Below are 22,241 nucleotides of genomic sequence, written 5' to 3' on the forward strand. Positions count from 1 at the left end.
TCTCACAGTCAAAGCCTTATGAATTTTGAAGTTCTTCTATTTCTTGGTCATTCAGCTTTTCACGCCAGATGGTTGCACCCAAGCCTTCAAGCTTCTCCTCAAGCAAACTATATCCTCTGTCTATATGTTCAAGCCCTGTGATTTCGGTCACGCCGTCTGCCATTAACCCTGCGACAACGAGACAGGCACCTGCACGCAGATCACTTGCTTTTACCTTTGCTCCTTGAAGCTGCGTTTGTCCGGTAATAATAGCAGATCTTCCTTCCACCTTCATGTTTGCACCCATTCTACGCAATTCGTCAATGTGCTTAAAGCGGGCAGAGTAGATCGTATCTGTGACCACACTCGTGCCTTTCGCTTTTGTTAACAAGGCTGTCATCGGCTGCTGAAGATCAGTCGGAAAGCCCGGATACACAAGGGTTTTGATATCGACAGGCTTGAGTCCTTCGTTTCTGCCAACGATCAGCATCTGATCGTTGCTCGTTTCAATGGTGAACCCCATTTCTCTAAGTTTCGCCGTAATTGATTCTAAATGAGTTGGGATCACATTATCAAGTACAACTTCATCTCCCATCGCTGCACCAGCAATTAAAAACGTACCTGCTTCTATGCGGTCAGGGATGATGGAATGCTTACAGCCATGAAGAGATTCTACACCTTCGATTCGAATCACATCAGTACCCGCACCTTTGATTTTGGCTCCCATGCTTGCAAGCAGTGTCGCTACATCAATAATTTCGGGCTCTTTTGCGGCATTTTCAATCACCGTTTTTCCTTCAGCCAGTACAGCTGCCAGCATGATATTGATGGTCGCACCCACACTGACAACATCAAGATAAATACGGGCCCCGACTAATTTTTCAGCACGCAAATAAATTGCACCCTGCTCGTTTGTCACCTCGGCTCCAAGTGCTTCAAAGCCTTTGATATGCTGATCGATCGGTCTAGGTCCTAAGTGACATCCTCCTGGCAAACCGATGACAGCCTGCTTGAACCTGCCTAGCATGGCTCCCATTAAATAATAGGACGCACGCAGTTTCTTCACTTTCCCATTAGGAAGCGGCATGCTGATCATTGCTTTAGGATTGACAACCATTTCACCTTTTTCAAATGTTACCTTCCCGCCAATTTCTTCTAACAGATCTCGTAATGTGTCTATATCTGAAATATGCGGTAGGCCCTCAATGGTTACTGGAGAATCTGCGAGAATCGTGGCAGGAATCAGTGCCACAGCACTATTTTTCGCACCACTAATATGTACGGTCCCGCGTAAGGGGTCACCGCCGGCAATGTTTAACTTTTCCATATTTGTCTCCCTTCTTAAAGAAGATCACTGTTGGAGTTATACTGTTTGTGGATGTCGCGCTTTAAAAGGTCTTGTCCAAAATTTAGCCAATATCAAGAGAAAGAATACAGGTTAAACGAAATTTGTCGGAAGAAAAATAATCGAAGCTTTGCGAGGCTGTGATGTTCTCTTCTTTGCACAAAACATTTCTTAGCGTTTTTAAAGAAAACTGCGGCAAACGGAATACGCTCCCGCCTGCCACAATCACTTATTTATTCCAGTCTGCTAAAAATTGCTCAATGCCTGCATCCGTTAATGGGTGTTTTGTCAGCTGCTTGATGACTTTCAGCGGCATTGTGCCGATATGAGCACCTCTAATGGCAGCTTCTGTCACATGCTGCGGGTGACGAATGGATGCAGCAATGATTTGTGTATCTAATCCATGAACATCAAAAATGGTTTTCACTTCGCTAATGAGATCAAGACCATTGTGGCCGATGTCATCTAAACGACCGAGGAATGGAGAAACATACGTCGCACCAGCTCTAGCTGCAAGCAGAGCCTGATTTGAATTAAAAATCAAAGTGACGTTTGTTTTAATACCAAGGTCTGTTAACGCTTTGACAGCTTTCAGGCCGTCCGTTGTCATTGGAACTTTGACAGTGATATTTGGTGCAATGGCAGCAAGCTCTTTTCCTTCTTCAATCATTTCCTCTGCTTTTAAGGAAATGACTTCCGCACTGACAGAACCTGACACGACGTCAGTGATTTCACGAAGGCGATCGTGGAATGATACGTCCTTTTCTTTCGCTACTAAACTAGGGTTTGTTGTGACGCCTGCTAAAATGCCAAGCTCGTGCGCCTCTTTGATGTCTGCAATATTCGCTGTATCTACGAAAAATAACATAACTGTGCCACTCTCCTATCAAAAAATTGTCTGAAATGTAAATTTTGATTGCGCTTTCTCAAGATATGGAGAAAACCGCCTGTGACTCAGGCGGCTTTCGGTTCTCATCAAATTATGCTTGGTTAGAAGAACCAAATTCGCGCATTTTGCCGATAACAGTTGCTTTAATTGCGTCACGAGCTGGTCCAAGATATTTACGTGGATCATACTCTTCTGTTTTTGCAGCAAGTGTTTCGCGAACTGCTTTCGCAGAAGCAATTTGGTTTTCAGTGTTTACATTGATTTTTGCTGTACCAAGTGAAATTGAACGCTTGATGTCAGCAGTTGGGATACCTGTTCCGCCGTGAAGAACAAGTGGAAGACCTGTCATTTTACCAATTTCTTCCATTTCAGCGAAACCAAGGTTTGGTTCACCTTTGTATGGACCATGAACTGAACCTAGTGCAGGTGCAAGGCAGTCGATACCAGTACGTTCTACAAGCTCTTGGCATTCTTTTGGATCAGCATAAATAACGCCCTCAGCGATGACGTCGTCTTCTTGTCCACCAACAGTTCCAAGCTCAGCTTCTACAGATACACCGTGGAAATGTGCAAGCTCAACTACTTTCGCAGTTGTTGCTACGTTCTCATCGAATGGGTGGTGAGAAGCATCGATCATAACAGAAGTAAATCCTGCATGAATCGCTTTTGCACAAGATTCAAAGCTTGAACCGTGATCTAAATGAATCGCAACAGGAACTGTTACATTATATTCTTCGATTAACGCTTTAACCATTGCGACAACTGTTTTGAAGCCGCCCATGTAGCGTCCTGCTCCTTCAGATACTCCTAAAATAACTGGAGATTTCTCTTCTTCAGCAGCTTGTAAAATCGCTTGCGTGAATTCTAAGTTATTTAAGTTAAACTGTCCAACAGCGTAACCTTTTTCCTTTGCGTCTTTCAACATTTCTGTCATTGAAACTAAAGGCATGATGAAAAATCCTCCCTATGTAGCTAATTTGCTTACTAAAAAAAGCTCTCCACCCTAGCATGACCAGAATTTCTCGCCATATGTAAACTTTCAAAGTCAGATCGCTTTCTTCTTCTTATCTAGAATACCAATTATTCGACAAATCGGCAACAGAATGAATCGATTCAATCATTTCCAGCTAGCCATTTGTTTCAAGAGGCAGGTATTCTTTGACTGCATCTCGGATTTCATCAATATCAAATGGTTTAGCGAAGTGCGTCAATGCACCGAGTTCTTTGGATTCTTGAATCATATCTAATTCACCATAAGCTGTCATAATGATCACGCGGATGTCTTCATCAATTAATTTCATCCGTTTTAAAATCTCAATCCCATCCATTCCAGGAATCTTCATATCAAGCAGAACAAGGTTCGGTCTATGGTTTTTCACAATATCTAACGCTTGTAGACCATTAGCTGCTTGGAAGGTTTGATAGCCTTCTTTATGAAACACTTCATTCAGTAATATTCTAATACCGTACTGATCATCGACAATTAAAATTTTCTCATTCATCTGTTACACCCCATTGCTTTCATTTTTCGCCATAAAAAGAGCAGTTGTTAAATAATTCTGTTTGATTTTCACATTTCCTTTATTTATAATAGTTTACTTTACGACATTTTCTGAGCATTTTTCCTAATATTCTCTTTATATTCTATTATAAAATGATCTGACCGAAGGAGGAAATGAGTCTTGTTAAAAATTTTCACCACCCAGTTATCAGGTATTTTTTCACGTATTGGAGAAAAGCAGGCAGAAGCGATTGAGGACGGTGCACGCCTTCTTGCTCAAGCCGTCGTCAGTGGACATGCTGTTTATTTCCATGGAAGAAATGAGCTGGCTGCTGTAGCCCTAGAGGCATCCGAAAGCAAGGAGCCATTTCCCGGTGCAAAAGTACTGCCACTGGATCAAAAGGAGCGCAGCTTACTTCATCCAAGTGACAGGGTTCTGCTTTTTTATTCAGATCCAGAAGATCAGGAGATTCAATCCCTTGTAAAAGAACTGCACATGCAAGGTACGCCCATTGTTGGAGTTGGGCCAGCACAAAAGGAGCCGTCAATAATTGAAGAGCATTGCGATGTCCACATTGATTTCCAGCTCAAGAAACCACTTGTGCCTGCCGAGGATGGAACAAGGTTCGGCTATCCTGCTTTAATGACCTGCTTATATGTCTACCATGCTCTATCGTTTACTGTGAAAGAAATCGTTGAGGAATATGAATAAAAAAACTGCCGAGAAGATGATATTCTCGGCAGTTTTTTGTTTTATTTTGATTCAGATGCTTGCAGTGAAGCACCAACGAAATCTCTAAATAACGGCTGTGGTCTTGTTGGTCTTGAAATGAATTCTGGATGGAACTGAGAAGCAAGGAACCAAGGGTGATCCTTCAGCTCAATAATTTCAACAAGGCGTCCGTCTGGGCTTGTACCAGAGAATACAAATCCTGCTGCTTCCATTTGCTGTCTGTATTCGTTATTAAACTCATAACGATGACGGTGGCGTTCGTAGACCACTTCGTCATTGTATGCAGCATATGCTTTCGAGTCTTCATTTAATTTACAAGGGTACAGCCCTAGACGAAGTGTTCCGCCTAGATCATCTACATCCTTCTGTTCCGGAAGAAGGTCGATGATTGGGAATGCTGTTTCTGGATCAATTTCCGCTGAATGAGCTCCCTCAAGGCCTAGTACGTTTCTCGCATATTCGATAGACGCGACTTGCATTCCTAGGCAAATTCCGAAGAATGGTACTTTGTTTTCGCGGGCATATTGTGTTGCAATGATTTTCCCTTCCACTCCGCGGTCTCCGAAGCCTCCAGGAACGATCATACCGTCTACATCTTGAGCGAGATCAGCTATATTCCCTGCTGTGACTTCCTCTGCATTGATCCATTTGATTTGAACATCAGCATCAAATGCATAGCCAGCATGACGAAGTGATTCAACAACAGAAATGTATGCATCTTGCAGCTCAACATATTTCCCTACAAGTCCAATCGTTACTTGTTTTGAAAGGTTTTGCACTTTGTCGACAAGAGCCGTCCACTCAGTCATGTCCGCATCTTGGCATTCAAGCTTCATGTGCTCACATACAAGCTTGTCTAATCCTTGTTTTTGTAAATCAAGCGGAATGGAGTAAAGGGTGTCTGCATCCTGGCATTCGATGACAGCTTTTGTATCAATATCACAGAATAGAGCAATTTTGTCCTTCATGTCTTGTGTCATTGGCATTTCTGTTCTGACAACAATGACGTTTGGCTGAATGCCAAGGCTGCGAAGTTCTTTCACACTATGCTGTGTTGGTTTTGTTTTCAATTCGCCTGCTGCACGGATGTAAGGAACAAGGGTACAATGAATGTACATGACATTTTCACGTCCGATGTCACTCTTCATTTGACGAATCGCTTCAAGGAATGGGAGGGATTCGATATCTCCAACTGTTCCGCCGATTTCTGTAATGACAACATCCGCACCAGTTTCTTTTCCTGCACGGTATACACGGTCTTTGATTTCATTTGTAATGTGGGGAATGACCTGTACTGTACCGCCTAAATAGTCGCCGCGGCGCTCTTTTTTCAAGACAGTAGAGTAGATTTTACCCGTTGTTACGTTGCTGTACTTATTTAAGTTAATATCAATGAAACGCTCGTAGTGACCTAAGTCAAGGTCTGTTTCAGCACCGTCATCTGTAACAAATACTTCACCGTGCTGGTATGGACTCATTGTCCCAGGGTCTACATTTATATATGGATCGAATTTTTGAATGGTGACATCCATCCCTCTGTTTTTTAGAAGGCGGCCTAACGATGCAGCCGTGATCCCTTTTCCAAGTGAGGAAACAACTCCTCCTGTTACAAAAATATACTTTGTCATTTCGTATGCTCCTCTCTTTTTTACCCTTGCATGACTAGACATGCACAGCTTCATCCTTTTTAGAGTGTATCCCTAAATCTCTTGAAAAATAAGAAAGCTCCCTTTCAAATAAATGAAAGGGAGCGTAAATGAACGTATCTTTACGTACTCTTTTTAGAGAGCCCAAAATACATACTACATAGTTCGCTCTCGAAAGTCAAGACGGTTTTGTCCTGTTTTAAGGACCGGTTTGAGAGGGTTATTTGCCTTCCTCTTCCTCGTCTAAATCGTCTTCATCAATCTCCGTTAAGCCGTCATCATCTTCGTCATCATCTTCGTCGAAGTCTTCTAGATCTTCATCAACTTCTTCTTCATCTAAGTCGAGATCATCGTCGGCTTCAACAAGATCAAGATCTTCTTCAAGCTCTTCGATTTCTTCTTCCTCTTCAATCTCATCGAAGTCTTCTTCAACGACAGCTGCTTTTGTTTTTTTCTTTTTCGCTTTTGTTTTCACAGCTGGCTGAACTTCTTCTTCGATTTGATCAACTGGATACCAGCTGCGAAGTCCCCATCTCTGATCACCTAACGAAATAAAGCGGCCATCTATATTTAAGTCTGTATAAAATTGGGCAAGTCGATCATCTAGATCAGATTTTTGTATCCCTTGCAAACGGATCATTTCATCTATTAACTCGGAAAACGTGATCGGTGTTTTGCTGTCTCTGAAAATTTCATAAGCAAGTTCAACTAAAGACATTTGTTTGAGCTGTTCCTGTGAGTATTCTTTCAAACTCAAGGTCAGACACTCCCTTTCTATTACATGTATGTATCCATTTATCAGTGAAATAATAAGTATTTATACCTTATTCTTACGACAAACCATACCTCTCATTATAAACAAATTAGGGGAGTTTATGCCACCTTTATCGATGTTAAATTTTGATTTTTTCTCACGGGGAGCACCTAGAGGTTCATCATCTGCGTTAAATTGGACTGGTTCTTGTGTCCGGCATGCTTTTAGTATGCATCCGTTTTATTTATTTCAAATGAAAAAAACCGAAATAGTCGGAGGCGGTATTAATGAATGAAGACATTGACTGTACAAAACAATAGGACATGATCAGCTATCGATCGAACGATGTAATTGTCCATTTTTTATAAAGCTTATAAAAAGGTACACGTAAACAGATTTAAGTCTACGTGTACCCATAATGAAAAAACTTGTATAAAACCTTTTTCTTTGATAACCTTGTCTTCGTTTTTTGAGCGAATACCGTTGCCTCTTACGCAAGCTTTACGTATCTTGAAAACCAACTATACATCTTATTTTTTTACTTGAAAATTCATGCTTTACTTATCTTTCTTTACATTACAGTGACTATTTCTTTTCCTAAGGAAATTAAAGCATCAATAATAAATGGTGCTGCAAAGAGAATCGATGCTTTCCAGTTCGCTTTTTTGTACTGAAAAAAGATCAAAATGAGAATCGATCCTATAAGGGCTGTGAAGATGTACATCCATAAGCTATGTACTTGCAAAATCCCCATACATATCACATTAACAAACATAATGAGAATCTTAGGAATCAGAGCATAAAACAAATGACTCTTAACCTCAGGAGCAAAGATCATTAATAAGAATTTACCGATTAGATACTGTACTAAGAGACTGATTGTGGTTAGGGTTGTGGTAATGACAACAATTAGATTCAGCATCGTATCATAGGAAATATCCTCTAACAAAGCTCGCAAATCACCTAGTTTTGAAATGTAGCCATTCAATTCAATAGCAAAAGTGACAAAATAATAATTGGCAAGAATAAAAATGACCAACGATATCAGTGATGTTATTCTTGGACGTTGTTCCATAATAGCCTCCCATCCCCTATACTCATAATGCTTGAATGATCGTTTAAGCGTTTATTTACCATGCTATGGGAAACATATATGATGGTTGCTATATTTTTAATAGAAAGATTCACTAACCTTTCAGATAGCATATCTATACTTTCTGAATCTAGAGATGACATGGTTTCATCAATTAGTATGGTTTCCCAATCTTTTACGAATACTAAAGATAACCCTACCTTCGCTTTCATACCCGTGGATGCTCTGCTATACGAATCATCTAGTTTACCATCAAAAAAATCATTCACATTGCACATTTGTTCTTCGGTGGGTGTAATCTTAAACGTATTCCACAGAATCTCTAGATTCTCTCTAATTGTAAATGGATGAATACCAATAGGATCCACATTTAAATAAAGAGTCGATTTATTGTTTGTCTCAATACCTCCAGAGTATCTCTTATCTAAACCAGCTATCATTTTAAGGAGAGTGCTTTTACCCGCACCATTTCGCCCTACTAAATGAAAGAGACCTGATGGAATTGAAAAATTCACTTTATCTAGTATCATAGTGTTCTTGAAATTCTTCGTACATTCTACAAATTCTAATCCCATTTGAATCCCCTTCTCTGTAATATAGAGTCTTCAATAAAACCAGCTATTATTGATAAAGATAGAAAATAATAAGGAATCATACCCTTCAATAAAAGCAGCTATTATTAGGATCGTTAACGATAGCAGATAATAAGGAATCATTTTTTTCATGACACCTAAAGCAGCTTTAATTGATTTCGTATAAATTAATGTAAAAAGCACATACTGGCTTATGCCTTGATACAGCAACATATTTGGAAATTCTAATAACCCATGAGGAATTAGTTTATCCAAAGCTTCTTGTGCTCCTAGCGTTCTAAAACCCATTGTAATGACGAAGGACGAACCTCCAAAATCCATTATTTGAAATAACGGTGACAATAAGAATCCCAGTAAATACATTGCAAAGTTTGTTAAGTTATGCGTCAGAACTACAGACATAAAATCCTGGCCCGAAGTTGGCGGTGCTGCTTCAAATAAATCTTTGTTGACTATGTTCCCAAGATAAATCCCTGTACCTATCAGTAAGATACAGTAGATAGAATAGTACCACAGAAAATATTTCAATCTTTTATGTATCATTTTCCTCCTCTTTTCATGAAGTAATAGTGAAAATTGTAATGCATATGAGTAACAAAATAGGCAAGGATAGCTTCAGCAACTTATGTTCATAATCGCTGATTAATAGTTCTGTTTTTCTGAAATATACGACCCCAATAAAGATGATTAAAGGAAGCGATAACGTATTTTTAAGAATGATTGAGATATCGGACGTGTTTATCATCACTCCGACTATTCCACACACGCTTACAAAAATCAGCACAAGACATAGTAAATAAATCGTACTGGATTTAAACCTTTCGTACGGACTTACGATCAAAGAGGATTGTAATGTCTCGACTCTTGCCTTATCAAGAACGATCTCTTCCTTTTTCGAACCTATTAAGATTTCTAATATCGTTATAAAATTTATATAGACTAGAATGAGCGCAGGCAGGTTTTCTACTTTCGTTAAAAAGGATTGGGCGAAATAAGTAAGCACTGATACTAAGGCGCCTATTAAGACCATTAATATTTTATTACTAGTGGTATAAGACAAAAATAGATACAGAATATTTCCAGACCTATATTTCCTTTTAGCACTTTTTAGAAAGGAAAGTCCAGTTGTCAAAGGTATCCTATGCGAATTACTTATGTAAATGTAAATAAGAAGGGACTGTACTATTTGCAGTATCATAACTGCTTCAAAAATGGACGTTATCATATACCAAAATTGCAACAAAAGGAATATTCTGTTTATGATATTGAATAGACCAGACAACAATTGAGATGCAAACGAAAGCATTACGACCACAAGAGCTAATATCATAATGAAATATTGATTTTCTACTAACAAAAAGGTTAGAGCGATGAAACAAGTAAGAAGTAATTGAACTGCATACCCTTTTTTAATCGTAAAGAATAAATGTTTCAACAACAATTGTTTAGAGATAAAGACCAAGCCTGGCTGCTGTCTTCTATACGGTAATACACAACGATTAATATTAGCTGTAGCTACAATGTATATTGAAATAAAAATAAAGCTGTTTAGGTAAGTGCTGGGAATCCCATCGCGATAGAAAATCACCGCTACCATAACAATGAAAGAAAAAAGAATCAACCCAATATAATTGAGATACCCCATTATACTTTGATCATATATTTTAAATAGCTTATTTAATTTATGCATAAGTCATTTTAAAAAGCAGCAGCCTTGGCTTTTCCTTGTTTTTTAAGTACAGCCAAAATTGCAGCAGCCCCAGTACTAACACCAAGATTCGCTGCTATCAAAGAACCATTTCTTCCAACTACTAAAGATGCCATTGTAACTACAAATAACAATAGTGAGAATAAGCCAAGATTTTTTGCTTTTATCATAAATTTACCTCCTAATTAATGTTTTATTACAAGCCACAATGGGCATAAAACGTTAAATTAGTTTTTAAGTCACTGTCTATTGAACGCCGTTTCACCTGATATCAATACACTTTTGGAAAAAAAATCATCTCAATAAAGATTGAGATGATTTTTTTCAAGATTAAAAAGCAGCAGCTTTAGCTTTTCCTTTTTTCTTAAGGATAGCCAAAATAGTAGCAGCTACACCCGCACTAATTGTTCCTACACCAGTGAACATGCCAACGACAGTAATGACAGTTGCTACTGAGGACCAAGTATCTAAGAAATTAACCATTGCAAACGCGGTTCCAGAACTAACACCAAGATTTGCTGCAATTAAAGAACCATTACCAATCACTAAAGCTACTAATGTTACCGCAAGAAGTAACAGCGATAATAAAGCATAAAACTTAGAATCTGTTGCTTTTGTCATAATATGACCTCCTTCTATTATTTATCACTCTTTTAGTCTAACAAGAATTAAATTACATTTCAACATTTTTTGTAAAATATGTAATATTAATTTAAATAGAGGTATTTATAACCAACTATTATCAGGGATTAAGTTCATTTTCCATTTTTACAGGGCACTTATGTAATGGCATAAAATGCTCTGATTCTCTAAAAGCTAGTCAAAATTTCTAATAAACACTATCAAAAAATCAATTCGTTTCATATTTTTATTGACCTGTCTTAGAGGTAGGTAACTTTTTTATCATGACTTAAAAGATGATGGCATTTATATTTATAGGTATGATAAGCTACCTTTATCCTTGAAGTTATTACATCTTTACTAAAGGCAGAGCTAAATTCAATGAATAGCTTTCTCTCATTCTATTCTCTGTAAACTTATTTTGAATTCAAGAGAATTGATGAATTGAATTGGCAGTACATCATACACTTGAATCTTATAAAGACAAGAACCTTATCATTTATTAAAATGCTAATAACCTGATCGAACATGTCAGTATCTTTATACATCGCAGTTCCTATGACATCCTTTGAAAAATTGTAATGTATTAGAAAATTCAATAAACTTACTATTCTTCAAAACCCAATATAAGCCCCTGTATACCGATGATAAAAAAGACTTAAATGGGTGGAATCAACTACTTAAAATAAACCAATTTCTCGATTTCAAAAAAATCGAAACACTCATATTGAGCTGTCTCGACTTCGGTTGATAATAGAATAAATGTACTTAATTAAAGGCTTTATTTTCGAAGGTGTTATTCGTATTATTTTTGACTGTTTTGTATTAAACATCTCACTGGTCATCTCTGCAATTTCTTTAAATCAAGATATTCGGACAAATAAAATCTTTTCTTCATTTATGTAGTTTGAATAATATTCATCATTTATTTACTAATGATTAATTTTATATATATCTCAAGCATTGAGATTTGCTTTAATTATGTGATGTCTAAGAGATGATTGCCTCAGTTTTACTTAAAATATATAATCTGCTTAAAAATTAATTGATGAAAACTTTATAGCTATACACTTTTATACTCTATCTTAATCTAAAGTTTCTGAAATAATGAGATTACTACAGCTATGGTCAATACAATTCCCGCAAACATTAATACAATTAATTTTCTATTACTATTTTCTTTTTGATCATTGTCTTTTTTTGAAGTCTTCGAAAGTTCTACGGATACCAGAATCCATATAACCATGGTTACGATTCCTAAGGTGGTAGCAGCGTTCATAATAACCTCCCATATTCATATTTCTTCAATTTTAACATAATCCCATGATAAGATGGATCTATACTGGAAATTATCTTAAATTAAGGAGAAATTAACTATTACCTTTAATGCATATTTACCTATTTCTTTATTATCGTCTAATACTTTAGTAAGTTTGTTGCCAGTTCATATGTATCAATACTCTCTACATCATAGGTGACAGTTCACTATTAAGTTAAAGCTGTTATACTGCTGACAAAATCCTTTTTCCACCACTAAAAAACCTTTAGATTTTGCTACTGATTTAAAATTTTAAAGCTGATTGAACCGCACCAAAACAGACCACCTCACGTTCAGGTGGTCTTTGCTTTTTTCTACATATCTAGCAGTTTCCGCGAAATGACCAGCCGCTGGATTTCCTGTGTTCCTTCGTAAATTTGAGTGATTTTCGCATCACGCATGTATCGTTCGACTGGGTAATCCTTTGTATAGCCGTATCCGCCGAAGATTTGAACCGCTTCTGTCGTCACCTTCATGGCTGTATCACCCGCAAAGAGCTTGGACATGGCTGATTCCTTTCCATACGGAAGCCCTTTCGTTTCAAGCCATGCTGCCTGGTACGTGAGCAGTCTCGACGCCTCGATCGCTGTCGCCATATCGGCTAGCTTAAAAGCGATCCCTTGCTGCTGAATGATTGGTTTTCCAAATTGCTTGCGCTCCTTTGCATAATTGACCGCCGCATCAAGAGCGCCTTGGGCGATCCCAACAGCCTGTGCAGCAATGCCGTTTCTGCCGCCATCGAGCGTCATCATGGCTATTTTAAACCCTTCTCCTTCTTTGCCGAGCCGGTTCCTTTCATGAATGCGACAATCTTCAAAGATGATTTCAGTTGTTGGCGATGAGCGTATGCCCAGCTTGCTTTCTTTTTTACCTATCGAGAAGCCAGGTGTCTCTTTTTCTACAATAAAGGCGGTTGTATTTCGAGATGCAGCTTCTTGGTCTGTCACGGCAAACACAATATAATAATCTGCGATGCCTCCATTTGTTATAAAGATTTTCGCACCATTCAGGACGTATTCACTACCCGCTTTCACTGCTGTTGTCTTCATTCCGCCGGCATCAGAACCGGAGCCGTTTTCAGTGAGAGCGTATGCTCCTATCTTCTGTCCCTCTGCAAGCGGCTTTAAATAGGTCTCCTTTTGTTCAGCTGTTCCGAAAGTAAAGATAGGCCATGAGGCGAGAGATGTATGGGCAGACAGGGTAACGCCTGTAGAGGCGCACACTCTTGAAAGCTCCTCAACTGCAATGACGTAGGCTAAATAGTCACTCCCGATCCCGCCTACCTCTTCTGGCCATGGGATACCCGTTAAACCGAGCTCCGCCATTTGGCGAAAAATAGCTGGATCATAGGTTTCTGTCTCATCTCGCTCTGCTGCTGTTGGCTCCACTTCATTTCTCGCAAAATCTCTCACCATTTTTTGTATCATTTCATGTTCGTCACTTAATTGGAACTGCATCATGAGCCACCTCATTTCATATTAGCTGTTTACAAATGACCAGCCTTTGAATTTCACTTGTTCCTTCATAGATTTCACAAATTTTCGCATCACGAAAATAGCGTTCTGTGTGATATCGATTGGTATAACCGTCCATGCCTAGCAAATGGATCGCTTCTGTACTGATCTCAACCGCCGTTTTTGAAGCAAATAACTTCGCCATCGACGCTTCCTTTGTGACCGGGCGGTTTGCCTCTTTATAAGAAGCTGCTTGATAGACGAGCAGCTTGGCCGCTTCAAGCTTCGCCGCTAAATCGCCTAGCCGAATGGTCGTTTCAAGACCGGCTGGATGCTGCTTTAAATAAGTCACTGCCTCCGTTAATGCGGCTTCTGCAATACCAAGGCTTTGGGCCGCGATACCAATTCTCCCCGCATTTAAGCTAGACATGGCCAATCGGAAGCCCTCACCTTCTGCACCGAGCAGCTGCGCCTTCGGAATTCGCACGCCATCAAAATGAAGCGTCACTGTTTTTGACCCGTGCAGCCCCATTTTCTTCTCATCTTTTCCGATCGTAAACCCCGGCGTATCTTTTTCGACAATGAACGCCGATATATTTTTTTTAGCAGAGGCAGGGTCTGTCACTGCAAATACAAGATACAGTTCTGCTTCCCCGCCGCTTGTGATAAAAATTTTCGTTCCATTTAACTCATAGTGGTCGTCTATCCGCTCTGCTCTAAGCTGAATACTAGAAGCATCTGAGCCAGCTGTTGGTTCAGTCAGGCAAAAGGCGCCCAGCTTCTGCCCAGACGCAAGCAGCGGAACATAGGATTTTTTTTGCTCGGTCGTACCAAAAGCCAAAATAGGCATCGTCACAACAGATGTATGAACGGACACAATGACACCGATGGTTGCACTCACTTTCGATAATTCATGAATCGCGATGATATACGTTGTAAAATCTGCCCCTAATCCTTGATACGCAGCTGGTATCGGAAGCCCTAGAAAGCCTTGCCGTCCCATCTCAGCTAAAAGTGTGCTTGGAAACTGGCCTTGTTCCATGGCTTCTACTTCAGGGAATACATGCTGGCGTGCAAATGATGCTACTTGTTCTCTCCAGAGACGCTGTTTTTCCGTTAGCATAACATCCATCTTGACTCCCCCTATGAGTGGTCGTGGTATGTGTAAAAACCTCTCTTTGTCTTTCTGCCAAGCCAGCCTGCGCTTACGTATTTTTTCAAAAGAGGACAAGGTCGATATTTGCTATCTCCAAGACCCTCGTGAAGGGTATTCATAATAAATAAACATGTATCCAGTCCGATTAAATCAGCGAGACGAAGCGGACCCATTGGGTGATTCATTCCAAGTGTCATGACGCTGTCAATGCTTTCTGCATCTGCCACGCCTTCATAAAGGGTATAAATCGCTTCATTGATCATCGGCATCAATATACGATTTGAGACAAACCCCGGGAAGTCTTCCACTTCAATTGGGGTCTTGTTTAATTTCTTCGCTGTTTCAAAAACGAGTTGATACGTTTCGTCATTCGTTTGCAGGGCACGGATGACCTCAACCAGTTTCATGACAGGAACCGGATTCATAAAATGCATGCCAATGACCTGCTCTGGCCTTGTCGTAACGGCTGCTAATTCTGTGATCGACAAGGAAGACGTATTTGTCGCAAATATCGTCTTCACCTCTGCAAATTGATCGAGGGTTTTAAAGATTTGCTTCTTAACACTCATTTGTTCAGATGCCGCTTCAACTACCAAATGAGCCTGCTGTACGTCCTTTAAATCTGTTGAGATGGCAAGCCGCTGCGTAATATCACGGACTGCCTGATGTGCCAGCTTTCCTTTTTCCGCTCGTTTCGTCAGTTGTTTGGTCATGGAGGAAATCGCTCGATGAATCTGCTCTTCTTGTGCATCATGGAGCAGGACTGTGTAGCCTGACTGAGCAAATACTTGGGCAATGCCTGATCCCATTTGACCAGCCCCGACGACCATGACGGTCTCTTCTGTACGCATGACAATAAACGCCTCCCTTTTAATCCACCTTGATCATGATGGCATCTCCTTGACCGCCCCCACTGCAAATCGCCGCGATGCCAATGCCGCCGCCTCTTTGTCTGAGTGCATGAATCAAGGTCAGTATGATACGTGTTCCGCTTGCCCCAATCGGGTGACCGAGCGCGACTGCTCCTCCATTGATATTCATTTTCCGCCGATCCAGCCCGAGTATTTTTTCGCAAGCCAGAGCCACTGCTGAAAAAGCCTCATTGATTTCAAACAAATCGATATCCTCTACACGCATTCCTGTTTTCTGTAACATTTTTTCGATCGCAAAGGCTGGTGTTTTTGGAAAGTCCTTTGCCTCTACTGCTACCTGTGTATGTCCAAGCACGACAGCCATTGGCTTTTCGCCATGCTGCTTAGCATATGTGTCTTTCATTAGAAGAAGCGCACTTGCTCCGTCATTGACACCTGGTGCGTTCCCAGCAGTGATGGTACCGGTCTGATCAAAAACCGGCATGAGCTTTGATAACCTTTCATATGACGTATCACGCCGCGGGGATTCATCTTCTGTGATCAGCCGATCCCCTTTTTTCGTCTTGACGGTGACTGGGGTGATTTCATTTATAAAAAAGCCGTTTTTTTGAGCTTCAATGGCTCGTTCATGGCTTCTTAGCGCCCAAAGGTCCTGCTCTTCTCGCGTGATGCCGAGCTCCTTCGCTGCCATGCTTCCATACCCGCCCATATGAACACCTGTAAACGAACAGGTTAATCCATCTAAAATCATCGCATCTTGTACCGCTCCATCTCCCATTTTGTAGCCCCATCGCGCTTTTTTTAGAAGATAAGGGGCATGAGACATGGATTCCATACCGCCCGCCACGATGACCTCCGCATCACCTGCTCGAATGATTTGATCTGCTGTGCTGACACTGCGCATTCCAGAAGCACAGACTTTATTGATGGTTTGCGTCGGAACCGACCATGGAAGATCAGCATATCTAGCTGCTTGCCTAGAAGGGATCTGACCTTGTCCTCCTTGAAGAACACTTCCCATGATGACCTCATCCACCTCATGAGAACTTGAGGCTCTTTCCAGCGCAGCCTTGATCGCCATTCCACCTAATTCTGCGGCAGTTAAACCACTTAAAGATCCGCCCAGTTTTCCAAATGATGTTCTCGCTCCAGATACAATGACTGTCGTGCTCATGTATTTCCCCTCCTGTTTGTTACCGCTTACATATCGTCCAGGCAGCTGATGAACAGCGCCATGCTTAGGCCGATGAACATCATATTCATCGGCCTGCCACTCTTACGAAGCCTGCGTTTTAGCCTCGCCAAACACTGATTTTTCAAGAAGTTCTGCGACGTCAAATGTGCCAACCTGCTCCTCTACTTCTTTCGCTTTTGTTCCGTCTCCCAGCATGGTTAAACAATAAGGACATCCTGAGCTGATGATGGATGGCTGCACCTGTAAGGCCTGCTCCGTTCGTGCTGTGTTAATCCGAGTACCTGTCTCTTCTTCCATCCACATTAAGCCTCCGCCTGCACCGCAGCACATACCGGTTTCACGATTGCGCTCCATTTCTTTCAGCGTCACACCAGGAATGGCTTTTAAAATGTCTCTTGGCGGGTCATACACCTCGTTATATCTGCCCAGGTAGCAAGAATCGTGGAAGGTAATCACCTCGTTCACTTCATGTACAGGTGTTATTTTCCCTTCTTTCACTAGCTCTGCCAGTAATTCTGTATGATGGTATACGTCTGCCTCAAGCCCGAAGTCTGGGTATTCATTTTTAAATAAATTGTAGGCGTGTGGATCAATCGTGACGATCTTTGTCACGCCGTTTTTCTGAAATTCTTCGATGTTCTTTGTGGCAAGCTCTTGGAACAAAAATTCGTTCCCGAGTCTTCTTGGTGTATCGCCTGAGTTCTTCTCTTTATTGCCTAGGATGGCAAAGGAGATACCTGCTTCATTGAGCAGTTTTGCAAAGGCAAGCGCAATCTTTTGACTTCTATTGTCATATGCTCCCATTGAACCAACCCAGAATAAATAATCAAAGGTCTGATCTGCTTTTTTCAGCTCTTTCACTGTCGGCACATGCACATCTTCTCTAAGTTCACGCCAATTTTCTCTTTCTTTCCGGTTCAATCCCCATGGGTTTCCTTGACGCTCAATGCTTGTCATGGCACGCTGTGCATCTGCATCCATTTTTCCTTCTGTCAGTACAAGATATCTGCGCATATCAATAATTTTGTCGACGTGTTCATTCATGACAGGGCATTGATCTTCACAGTTTCGGCAAGTCGTACATGCCCAGATTTCTTCTTCTGTAATGACCTCACCAATGAGAGATGGATGATACATGGTGCTGGCAGCTGATTCTTCCGCTCCAGCTCCTCTCGCTTGCATCGCCAGCTGATTCGCAGTTGTCTGCTTGAAGGCAAGCTGCGGGACCCACGGTGTCTTTGATGTAATAGCAGCCCCTTTATTTGTTAAATGATCCCTTAACCTTAAAATCAAGTCCATTGGAGAAAGCATCTTCCCTGTCCCTGTTGCCGGGCACATATTTGTACAGCGCCCACATTCCACACAGGCGTAAAGATCGATCAGCTGAGACTGACGGAAATCTTCAATTTTCCCAACACCGAAGGTCTCTTGTGTCTCATCTTCAAAATCAATTTTTTGCAGCTTGCCTGGCGGGTCCAATCTGCTGACAAATACATTCACCGGTCCTGCAATCAGATGAGCATGCTTAGACTGTGGAACGTACACTAAGAACGTCAGTAAAATGAGAAGATGCATCCACCATGCGACATAAAAAACAATTGTTGCCGCAAGAGGCGAGAGCCCGCCAAGCAAGAAAGCAATGCCCGAAGCAATTGGCTCAGTTGGTGATAGGGCGTGTCCATGCCAGATGATGTTCATGCCGTTCCCTAATAATACTGTCAGCATCAAGCCGCCAATAAACAGCAGCACAAGACCTGATTTAAAGCCTCTTTTTAAACGGACAAGCTTCTCCACATATCTTCTATGGAAAGCCCAAACAACCGCCACTAAAATCAGAAGTGTGACGACTTCTTGGAAGAACGTAAAGACGCCGTACAGCGGACCTAACGGGAGCCCGCTATCTGGGACAAGTCCCTTCATAATAAAATCAAGGGCTCCGAACTGAACAAGAATAAATCCATAGAAAAACAGCACATGAATGATGCCGCTCTTCTTATCCTTTAACAGCTTCTTTTGCCCAAACACATTGACCCATACACGCTCTAAACGCTTCTTCATGTCCTGTTGAAACTCTTCTTTTTTACCAAGACGAATATACGCCGCTCGTGTTCGAATGAGATAAATAAACAAATACACAGCGTAAGCGGTCACCGCCGCAAATGCGATCAAGTTCATCATTAAAAGGCTATTCATCTTGCTCCCCCTTTCATTCCCCACAACCCACTTTGTTCCGTTTCCATGTTGTACCTCTATCATAAATAATGAATGAGTATTCAGTCAATATTTTTTACACGTTTGGGTACACTATTGAAATATGCAAAAAAAGGAGGAACCTTCATGATCGCATTGATCATCCTACTCGTACTCATCATAATCGTACTACTCGTGATTTTGGACCTTTATATGGCAAAGAAATATTTTTCTACCCATGCTTTCGAACGGACTTTTGACCAGACAAGTGGCGATGCAGTCTTTTATCATGATGGCGAACCAATTTTTGATCAGCTGCTCACTGATATTCAGCAGGCCTCTTCTTCTATTCATATGATGTTCTTTATTGTAAAGAACGACAAGATTGGGCAAAGGATCTTACAAGCACTAAAAGCCAAAGCGGAACAAGGGATTTCGGTCATTTTGCTCACCGATCGATTAGGCTCCTATCCATTTGATCAAAAGTCGATCGACATGCTCAAAAAAAGCGGCATTCAATTTTATTTTTTAAATAAACCTCGTTTTCCTTTTTTGATTTATCGTTTAAACATGAGAAATCACCGCAAGATTACGGTGATTGATGGGAGGATTGGCTATATTGGCGGGTTTAATATCGGCGATGAATATGTAGGGAAAAACGGCAAATTTGGCATTTGGAAGGACTATCACCTGCGAATGACAGGACAGGTTGTCGCAGACCTCCAGCATGTGTTCCTCAATGATTTGTACCGATCATCAGGCATACATCAGCTGCAATACGAGGTTTTCCCTGCATTGGAACCGGGAACATTACAATGCACTACACGTGCGACTGCTGGCTTTTCTTTAGAAGCTTTATTTCTCTATGATATTCAGCAGGCTAGACAGCAGATCACCATCTGTACGCCTTATTTTATTCCATCAGCCCCTCTTCTCAAGGCCTTGCTTGAGGCGCGGAAGCGAGGCGTCACTGTCGAAATCATCATCCCAATGAAGGCTGATCATCCTCTTGTGAAAGAAGCTGGATTTTATTATTTGAAGGATCTGATTGCCTCTGGCTGCCTTGTGTATCGTTTTTATAAAGGGTTTTATCATTCGAAAGCGATTCTCATTGATCACAGTCGGTGCATCATCAGTACGGCGAATTTTGATAAGCGGAGCTTGTTTTTAAACGAGGAAGTAGATGTCGCCATTGATGATGAAGTCTTTACTGCACACGTGGAGGAAAAGATTCGTGAACACATTGAAGTGTCTGAGCTCATGACAGAAGAGAAATTTAAACAGCGCCCACTTTTCACACGGCCGCTTGAGTGGGTAGGCGCCATGTTCTCGTATTTTTTATAAAGGAGATGACATATGCGTTATCGATTTGGTTATGTTTCCAATGCCGTCACCCTGTGGGAAGCTTCTCCTGCCAAGTCGCTGACTTTTGCAAGATACAGCAAGCTCTCAAAGGAAGAAAGAGAAGAGGCTTTACTGCGAACTACGAAGGCCAATCTCGTCAATACGTTAAGAACGCTTTATTTTGCGATTGCTCATGATATTCCGCTTTACCGTTTTTCCAGCTCGATTGTTCCGCTGGCAACCCATCCTGATGTTCGCTGGGATTTTGTGACACCCTTTCGTAAGGAGTTTCTTGAGATTGGCGAGTTGGTCAAACGGCACGGGTTACGCGTGAGCTTTCACCCCAATCAATTTACCTTGTTTACAAGCCCAAAGCCTTCGATCACAGAGAATGCCGTGATCGATATGTCGTATCATTATCAGATGCTTGAGGCGATGACGCTCGAAAAGGAAGGCTATATGAATATTCATGTAGGCGGTGCATATGGAGATAAGGCATCGGCTCTTCACCGCTTTGATGAAAATATAAAACAGCTCCCAGCTCATATTAAGGCGAGAACGACTCTTGAGAATGATGACAAAACGTATACGTCGTTAGAAACACTCGATGTATGCGAAAAGCACGACATTCCGTTTGTTTTTGATTACCATCATCATGTGGCCAACAAAGATGACGATGCCGCGCTTGATGACATCCTGCCAAGAATGTTCGACACTTGGACCAACACTGGCATTCCGCCTAAAATCCATTTGTCCTCACCAAAATCAGAAAAGGCGATACGCAGCCATGCGGATGGAGTGGATATGTCCTTTGTCTTACCGCTTTTTCAAGCATTAAAGCCTTATGGGCGCGATGCAGATTTTATGATTGAGGCGAAGCTAAAGGATCAAGCCCTGCTCCGCCTTGTCGAAGAGCTGTCTGCGATTAGAGGGAATCGGCGAACGGGCGGAGGAACCATCGAGTGGAAATCATAGAGAAAGGTTTATCCCTGTGCAAACAGGGGTAACAAAGCTATTGTGAGAAAGTAATTAACAGGAGGATATGAAGATGTCTCAAATCTATTCAATCCGAATCGCTGCGAAAGCATTGAATTTACATAAGCTTATGTCTCTATATGAAAAGTGCCATCAGGCTCAGCATCGTTTATATGTGTATTCTAAAAAGACAATGTGCAACATTAAAAACATCGTAGAGCTTGAAACCTTCAGGCTCACTCATTTAGAATCAGACTACTTAATTGTTGTAGAAGGAAAACAGGCACAAGACCTCCTTCAACCATTTGAAAAAGAGAAGGTTTCATGAAAAAGAGCAGCCTAGTCAGATTGTTGACAAATGGCTAAAATGATCTTTATTTTAGCCATTTGTCTTCTTTTCAGCGTGATAGAAAACCTTTGAAGTCTAGGAAGGACGAGCACTGGAGCGGAGCGAATTTGACATTCGTGAGCACTGGCACGCAGGACTGACAAAGAATGCGAGGGTTTGTCTACACGCTGAGCCCTTTTTCAAAAGGGCTACTGGATCGTTTATCACTGATGCTTCCTTCAAAGTAAAATATAAAGTGCGCTATAGTGAGAGTCTTCAAAAAAATAGCTTAAAAAATCCAAATGATATGAGAGCAAAACAAATAGTCAACGTCGTAGATATATTTTTTTTACTTAGAGAACTGCCTATTACGTTTACTCCAGTGTTTATGCCAAACAAAATAATACCAATATAAAAAAACACTGGATTGATTCCAGCTGGAATCATCAAAATAAATAAACCAATAAGAGTCACGTAGTGAACGCTTTTCATCATGACTGTTTTTGCCGTTTCACTCAAACAACCCTCTCCTTTTGAATCTAATTGC

Annotated in this window: 22 protein-coding genes; 4 read left to right on the forward strand and 18 right to left on the reverse strand. The window is 41.0% G+C overall.

All coding sequences use genetic code 11. From position 1 onward, the window contains the following. Positions 1 to 16 precede the first annotated feature (16 nt). From ACYH0L_RS17120 to ACYH0L_RS17135, 4 genes are all read right to left on the reverse strand, one after another. Entirely contained in the window at positions 17 to 1,306 is a 1,290-nt protein-coding gene (locus tag ACYH0L_RS17120; RefSeq protein WP_099726518.1) for a UDP-N-acetylglucosamine 1-carboxyvinyltransferase, read from the reverse strand. 247 nt (positions 1,307 to 1,553) lie between these two features. After that, entirely contained in the window at positions 1,554 to 2,192 is a 639-nt protein-coding gene (gene fsa / locus ACYH0L_RS17125; protein WP_099726519.1) for a fructose-6-phosphate aldolase, read from the reverse strand. Between the two features lie 112 nt (positions 2,193 to 2,304). Then, positions 2,305 to 3,162: a class II fructose-bisphosphate aldolase gene (locus ACYH0L_RS17130; protein ID WP_034660304.1), complete on the reverse strand. Its 858-nt coding sequence runs from the start codon at positions 3,160 to 3,162 to the stop codon at positions 2,305 to 2,307. Between the two features lie 178 nt (positions 3,163 to 3,340). Continuing rightward, positions 3,341 to 3,715: a response regulator gene (locus ACYH0L_RS17135; protein ID WP_003214681.1), complete on the reverse strand. Its 375-nt coding sequence runs from the start codon at positions 3,713 to 3,715 to the stop codon at positions 3,341 to 3,343. A 180-nt stretch (positions 3,716 to 3,895) separates the two neighbouring features. Here ACYH0L_RS17135 and ACYH0L_RS17140 point away from each other — a divergent pair, with 180 nt between their 5' ends. After that, positions 3,896 to 4,426, forward strand: a complete 531-nt coding sequence (locus ACYH0L_RS17140; RefSeq protein ID WP_256499078.1) for a DUF2529 domain-containing protein — start codon at positions 3,896 to 3,898, stop codon at positions 4,424 to 4,426. A gap of 41 nt (positions 4,427 to 4,467) precedes the next feature. On the opposite strand, the gene ACYH0L_RS17145 is transcribed toward ACYH0L_RS17140, so the two are convergent. The 13 genes from ACYH0L_RS17145 to ACYH0L_RS17205 form a co-directional block, all read right to left on the reverse strand. Then, the gene (locus ACYH0L_RS17145) at positions 4,468 to 6,075 is read right to left on the reverse strand and encodes a CTP synthase (RefSeq protein WP_230030612.1); all 1,608 of its coding nucleotides are present in this window, start codon (positions 6,073 to 6,075) and stop codon (positions 4,468 to 4,470) included. A 238-nt stretch (positions 6,076 to 6,313) separates the two neighbouring features. Next, a complete protein-coding gene (gene rpoE / locus ACYH0L_RS17150; RefSeq protein ID WP_256499079.1) occupies positions 6,314 to 6,850 on the reverse strand; it encodes a DNA-directed RNA polymerase subunit delta in 537 nt (178 codons plus the stop codon). A 568-nt stretch (positions 6,851 to 7,418) separates the two neighbouring features. Further along, positions 7,419 to 7,922, reverse strand: coding sequence for a hypothetical protein (locus tag ACYH0L_RS17155; RefSeq protein ID WP_256499080.1), 504 nt, complete (start codon positions 7,920 to 7,922; stop codon positions 7,419 to 7,421). Next, on the reverse strand, positions 7,901 to 8,515 hold the full coding sequence (locus tag ACYH0L_RS17160) for an ATP-binding cassette domain-containing protein (RefSeq protein ID WP_256499081.1): 615 nt from the start codon (positions 8,513 to 8,515) through the stop codon (positions 7,901 to 7,903). The genes ACYH0L_RS17155 and ACYH0L_RS17160 overlap by 22 nt, the downstream gene beginning before the upstream one ends. Positions 8,516 to 8,545: 30 nt before the next feature. Continuing rightward, positions 8,546 to 9,076: a stage II sporulation protein M gene (locus tag ACYH0L_RS17165; protein ID WP_256499082.1), complete on the reverse strand. Its 531-nt coding sequence runs from the start codon at positions 9,074 to 9,076 to the stop codon at positions 8,546 to 8,548. A 1,155-nt stretch (positions 9,077 to 10,231) separates the two neighbouring features. After that, positions 10,232 to 10,411 carry a hypothetical protein gene (locus tag ACYH0L_RS17170; RefSeq protein WP_256499083.1) on the reverse strand — a complete coding sequence of 60 codons (180 nt, stop codon included), beginning with the start codon at positions 10,409 to 10,411 and terminating at the stop codon, positions 10,232 to 10,234. 160 nt (positions 10,412 to 10,571) lie between these two features. Then, positions 10,572 to 10,862, reverse strand: a complete 291-nt coding sequence (locus ACYH0L_RS17175) for an uberolysin/carnocyclin family circular bacteriocin (RefSeq protein WP_256499084.1) — start codon at positions 10,860 to 10,862, stop codon at positions 10,572 to 10,574. Positions 10,863 to 11,952: 1,090 nt separating this feature from the next. Beyond that, positions 11,953 to 12,141, reverse strand: a complete 189-nt coding sequence (locus ACYH0L_RS17180) for a hypothetical protein (protein ID WP_075612068.1) — start codon at positions 12,139 to 12,141, stop codon at positions 11,953 to 11,955. A 353-nt stretch (positions 12,142 to 12,494) separates the two neighbouring features. Beyond that, positions 12,495 to 13,637: an acyl-CoA dehydrogenase gene (locus tag ACYH0L_RS17185; protein ID WP_099726525.1), complete on the reverse strand. Its 1,143-nt coding sequence runs from the start codon at positions 13,635 to 13,637 to the stop codon at positions 12,495 to 12,497. A 16-nt stretch (positions 13,638 to 13,653) separates the two neighbouring features. Then, positions 13,654 to 14,766, reverse strand: coding sequence for an acyl-CoA dehydrogenase family protein (locus tag ACYH0L_RS17190; protein ID WP_249705364.1), 1,113 nt, complete (start codon positions 14,764 to 14,766; stop codon positions 13,654 to 13,656). An 11-nt stretch (positions 14,767 to 14,777) separates the two neighbouring features. Beyond that, positions 14,778 to 15,641: a 3-hydroxybutyryl-CoA dehydrogenase gene (locus tag ACYH0L_RS17195; protein WP_249705365.1), complete on the reverse strand. Its 864-nt coding sequence runs from the start codon at positions 15,639 to 15,641 to the stop codon at positions 14,778 to 14,780. 19 nt (positions 15,642 to 15,660) lie between these two features. Further along, the gene (locus ACYH0L_RS17200) at positions 15,661 to 16,836 is read right to left on the reverse strand and encodes an acetyl-CoA C-acetyltransferase (RefSeq protein WP_249705366.1); all 1,176 of its coding nucleotides are present in this window, start codon (positions 16,834 to 16,836) and stop codon (positions 15,661 to 15,663) included. 102 nt (positions 16,837 to 16,938) lie between these two features. After that, positions 16,939 to 19,050, reverse strand: coding sequence for a heterodisulfide reductase-related iron-sulfur binding cluster (locus ACYH0L_RS17205; protein WP_249705367.1), 2,112 nt, complete (start codon positions 19,048 to 19,050; stop codon positions 16,939 to 16,941). A 144-nt stretch (positions 19,051 to 19,194) separates the two neighbouring features. Here ACYH0L_RS17205 and cls point away from each other — a divergent pair, with 144 nt between their 5' ends. The 3 genes from cls to ACYH0L_RS17220 all read left to right on the forward strand — a co-directional run bounded on the left by cls (position 19,195) and on the right by ACYH0L_RS17220 (position 21,694). After that, complete coding sequence (gene cls / locus ACYH0L_RS17210) at positions 19,195 to 20,391, forward strand: cardiolipin synthase (protein WP_249705368.1); 1,197 nt, start codon at positions 19,195 to 19,197, stop codon at positions 20,389 to 20,391. A 12-nt stretch (positions 20,392 to 20,403) separates the two neighbouring features. Further along, a complete protein-coding gene (gene uvsE, locus ACYH0L_RS17215; RefSeq protein ID WP_249705369.1) occupies positions 20,404 to 21,366 on the forward strand; it encodes a UV DNA damage repair endonuclease UvsE in 963 nt (320 codons plus the stop codon). Positions 21,367 to 21,439: 73 nt separating this feature from the next. Further along, complete coding sequence (locus ACYH0L_RS17220; protein WP_099726532.1) at positions 21,440 to 21,694, forward strand: general stress protein; 255 nt, start codon at positions 21,440 to 21,442, stop codon at positions 21,692 to 21,694. Positions 21,695 to 21,970: 276 nt separating this feature from the next. Here the strand turns inward: ACYH0L_RS17220 and ACYH0L_RS17225 are convergent, their stop codons facing one another. Continuing rightward, a complete protein-coding gene (locus tag ACYH0L_RS17225; RefSeq protein ID WP_099726533.1) occupies positions 21,971 to 22,213 on the reverse strand; it encodes a hypothetical protein in 243 nt (80 codons plus the stop codon). Positions 22,214 to 22,241 lie beyond the last annotated feature (28 nt).

The sequence above is a fragment of the Bacillus sp. MC1252 genome (genome assembly GCF_056838025.1).

Coding starts and splice junctions, on each gene's coding strand:
- ACYH0L_RS17120 (WP_099726518.1), bottom strand. CDS start 1,306: ATGGAAAAGTTAAACATTGCCGGCGGTGACCCCTTACGCGGGACCGTA.
- fsa (WP_099726519.1), bottom strand. CDS start 2,192: ATGTTATTTTTCGTAGATACAGCGAATATTGCAGACATCAAAGAGGCG.
- ACYH0L_RS17130 (WP_034660304.1), bottom strand. CDS start 3,162: ATGCCTTTAGTTTCAATGACAGAAATGTTGAAAGACGCAAAGGAAAAA.
- ACYH0L_RS17135 (WP_003214681.1), bottom strand. CDS start 3,715: ATGAATGAGAAAATTTTAATTGTCGATGATCAGTACGGTATTAGAATA.
- ACYH0L_RS17145 (WP_230030612.1), bottom strand. CDS start 6,075: ATGACAAAGTATATTTTTGTAACAGGAGGAGTTGTTTCCTCACTTGGA.
- ACYH0L_RS17155 (WP_256499080.1), bottom strand. CDS start 7,922: ATGGAACAACGTCCAAGAATAACATCACTGATATCGTTGGTCATTTTT.
- ACYH0L_RS17160 (WP_256499081.1), bottom strand. CDS start 8,515: ATGGGATTAGAATTTGTAGAATGTACGAAGAATTTCAAGAACACTATG.
- ACYH0L_RS17165 (WP_256499082.1), bottom strand. CDS start 9,076: ATGATACATAAAAGATTGAAATATTTTCTGTGGTACTATTCTATCTAC.
- ACYH0L_RS17170 (WP_256499083.1), bottom strand. CDS start 10,411: ATGATAAAAGCAAAAAATCTTGGCTTATTCTCACTATTGTTATTTGTA.
- ACYH0L_RS17175 (WP_256499084.1), bottom strand. CDS start 10,862: ATGACAAAAGCAACAGATTCTAAGTTTTATGCTTTATTATCGCTGTTA.
- ACYH0L_RS17180 (WP_075612068.1), bottom strand. CDS start 12,141: ATGAACGCTGCTACCACCTTAGGAATCGTAACCATGGTTATATGGATT.
- ACYH0L_RS17185 (WP_099726525.1), bottom strand. CDS start 13,637: ATGCAGTTCCAATTAAGTGACGAACATGAAATGATACAAAAAATGGTG.
- ACYH0L_RS17190 (WP_249705364.1), bottom strand. CDS start 14,766: ATGGATGTTATGCTAACGGAAAAACAGCGTCTCTGGAGAGAACAAGTA.
- ACYH0L_RS17195 (WP_249705365.1), bottom strand. CDS start 15,641: ATGCGTACAGAAGAGACCGTCATGGTCGTCGGGGCTGGTCAAATGGGA.
- ACYH0L_RS17200 (WP_249705366.1), bottom strand. CDS start 16,836: ATGAGCACGACAGTCATTGTATCTGGAGCGAGAACATCATTTGGAAAA.
- ACYH0L_RS17205 (WP_249705367.1), bottom strand. CDS start 19,050: ATGAATAGCCTTTTAATGATGAACTTGATCGCATTTGCGGCGGTGACC.
- cls (WP_249705368.1), top strand. CDS start 19,195: ATGATCGCATTGATCATCCTACTCGTACTCATCATAATCGTACTACTC.
- uvsE (WP_249705369.1), top strand. CDS start 20,404: ATGCGTTATCGATTTGGTTATGTTTCCAATGCCGTCACCCTGTGGGAA.
- ACYH0L_RS17220 (WP_099726532.1), top strand. CDS start 21,440: ATGTCTCAAATCTATTCAATCCGAATCGCTGCGAAAGCATTGAATTTA.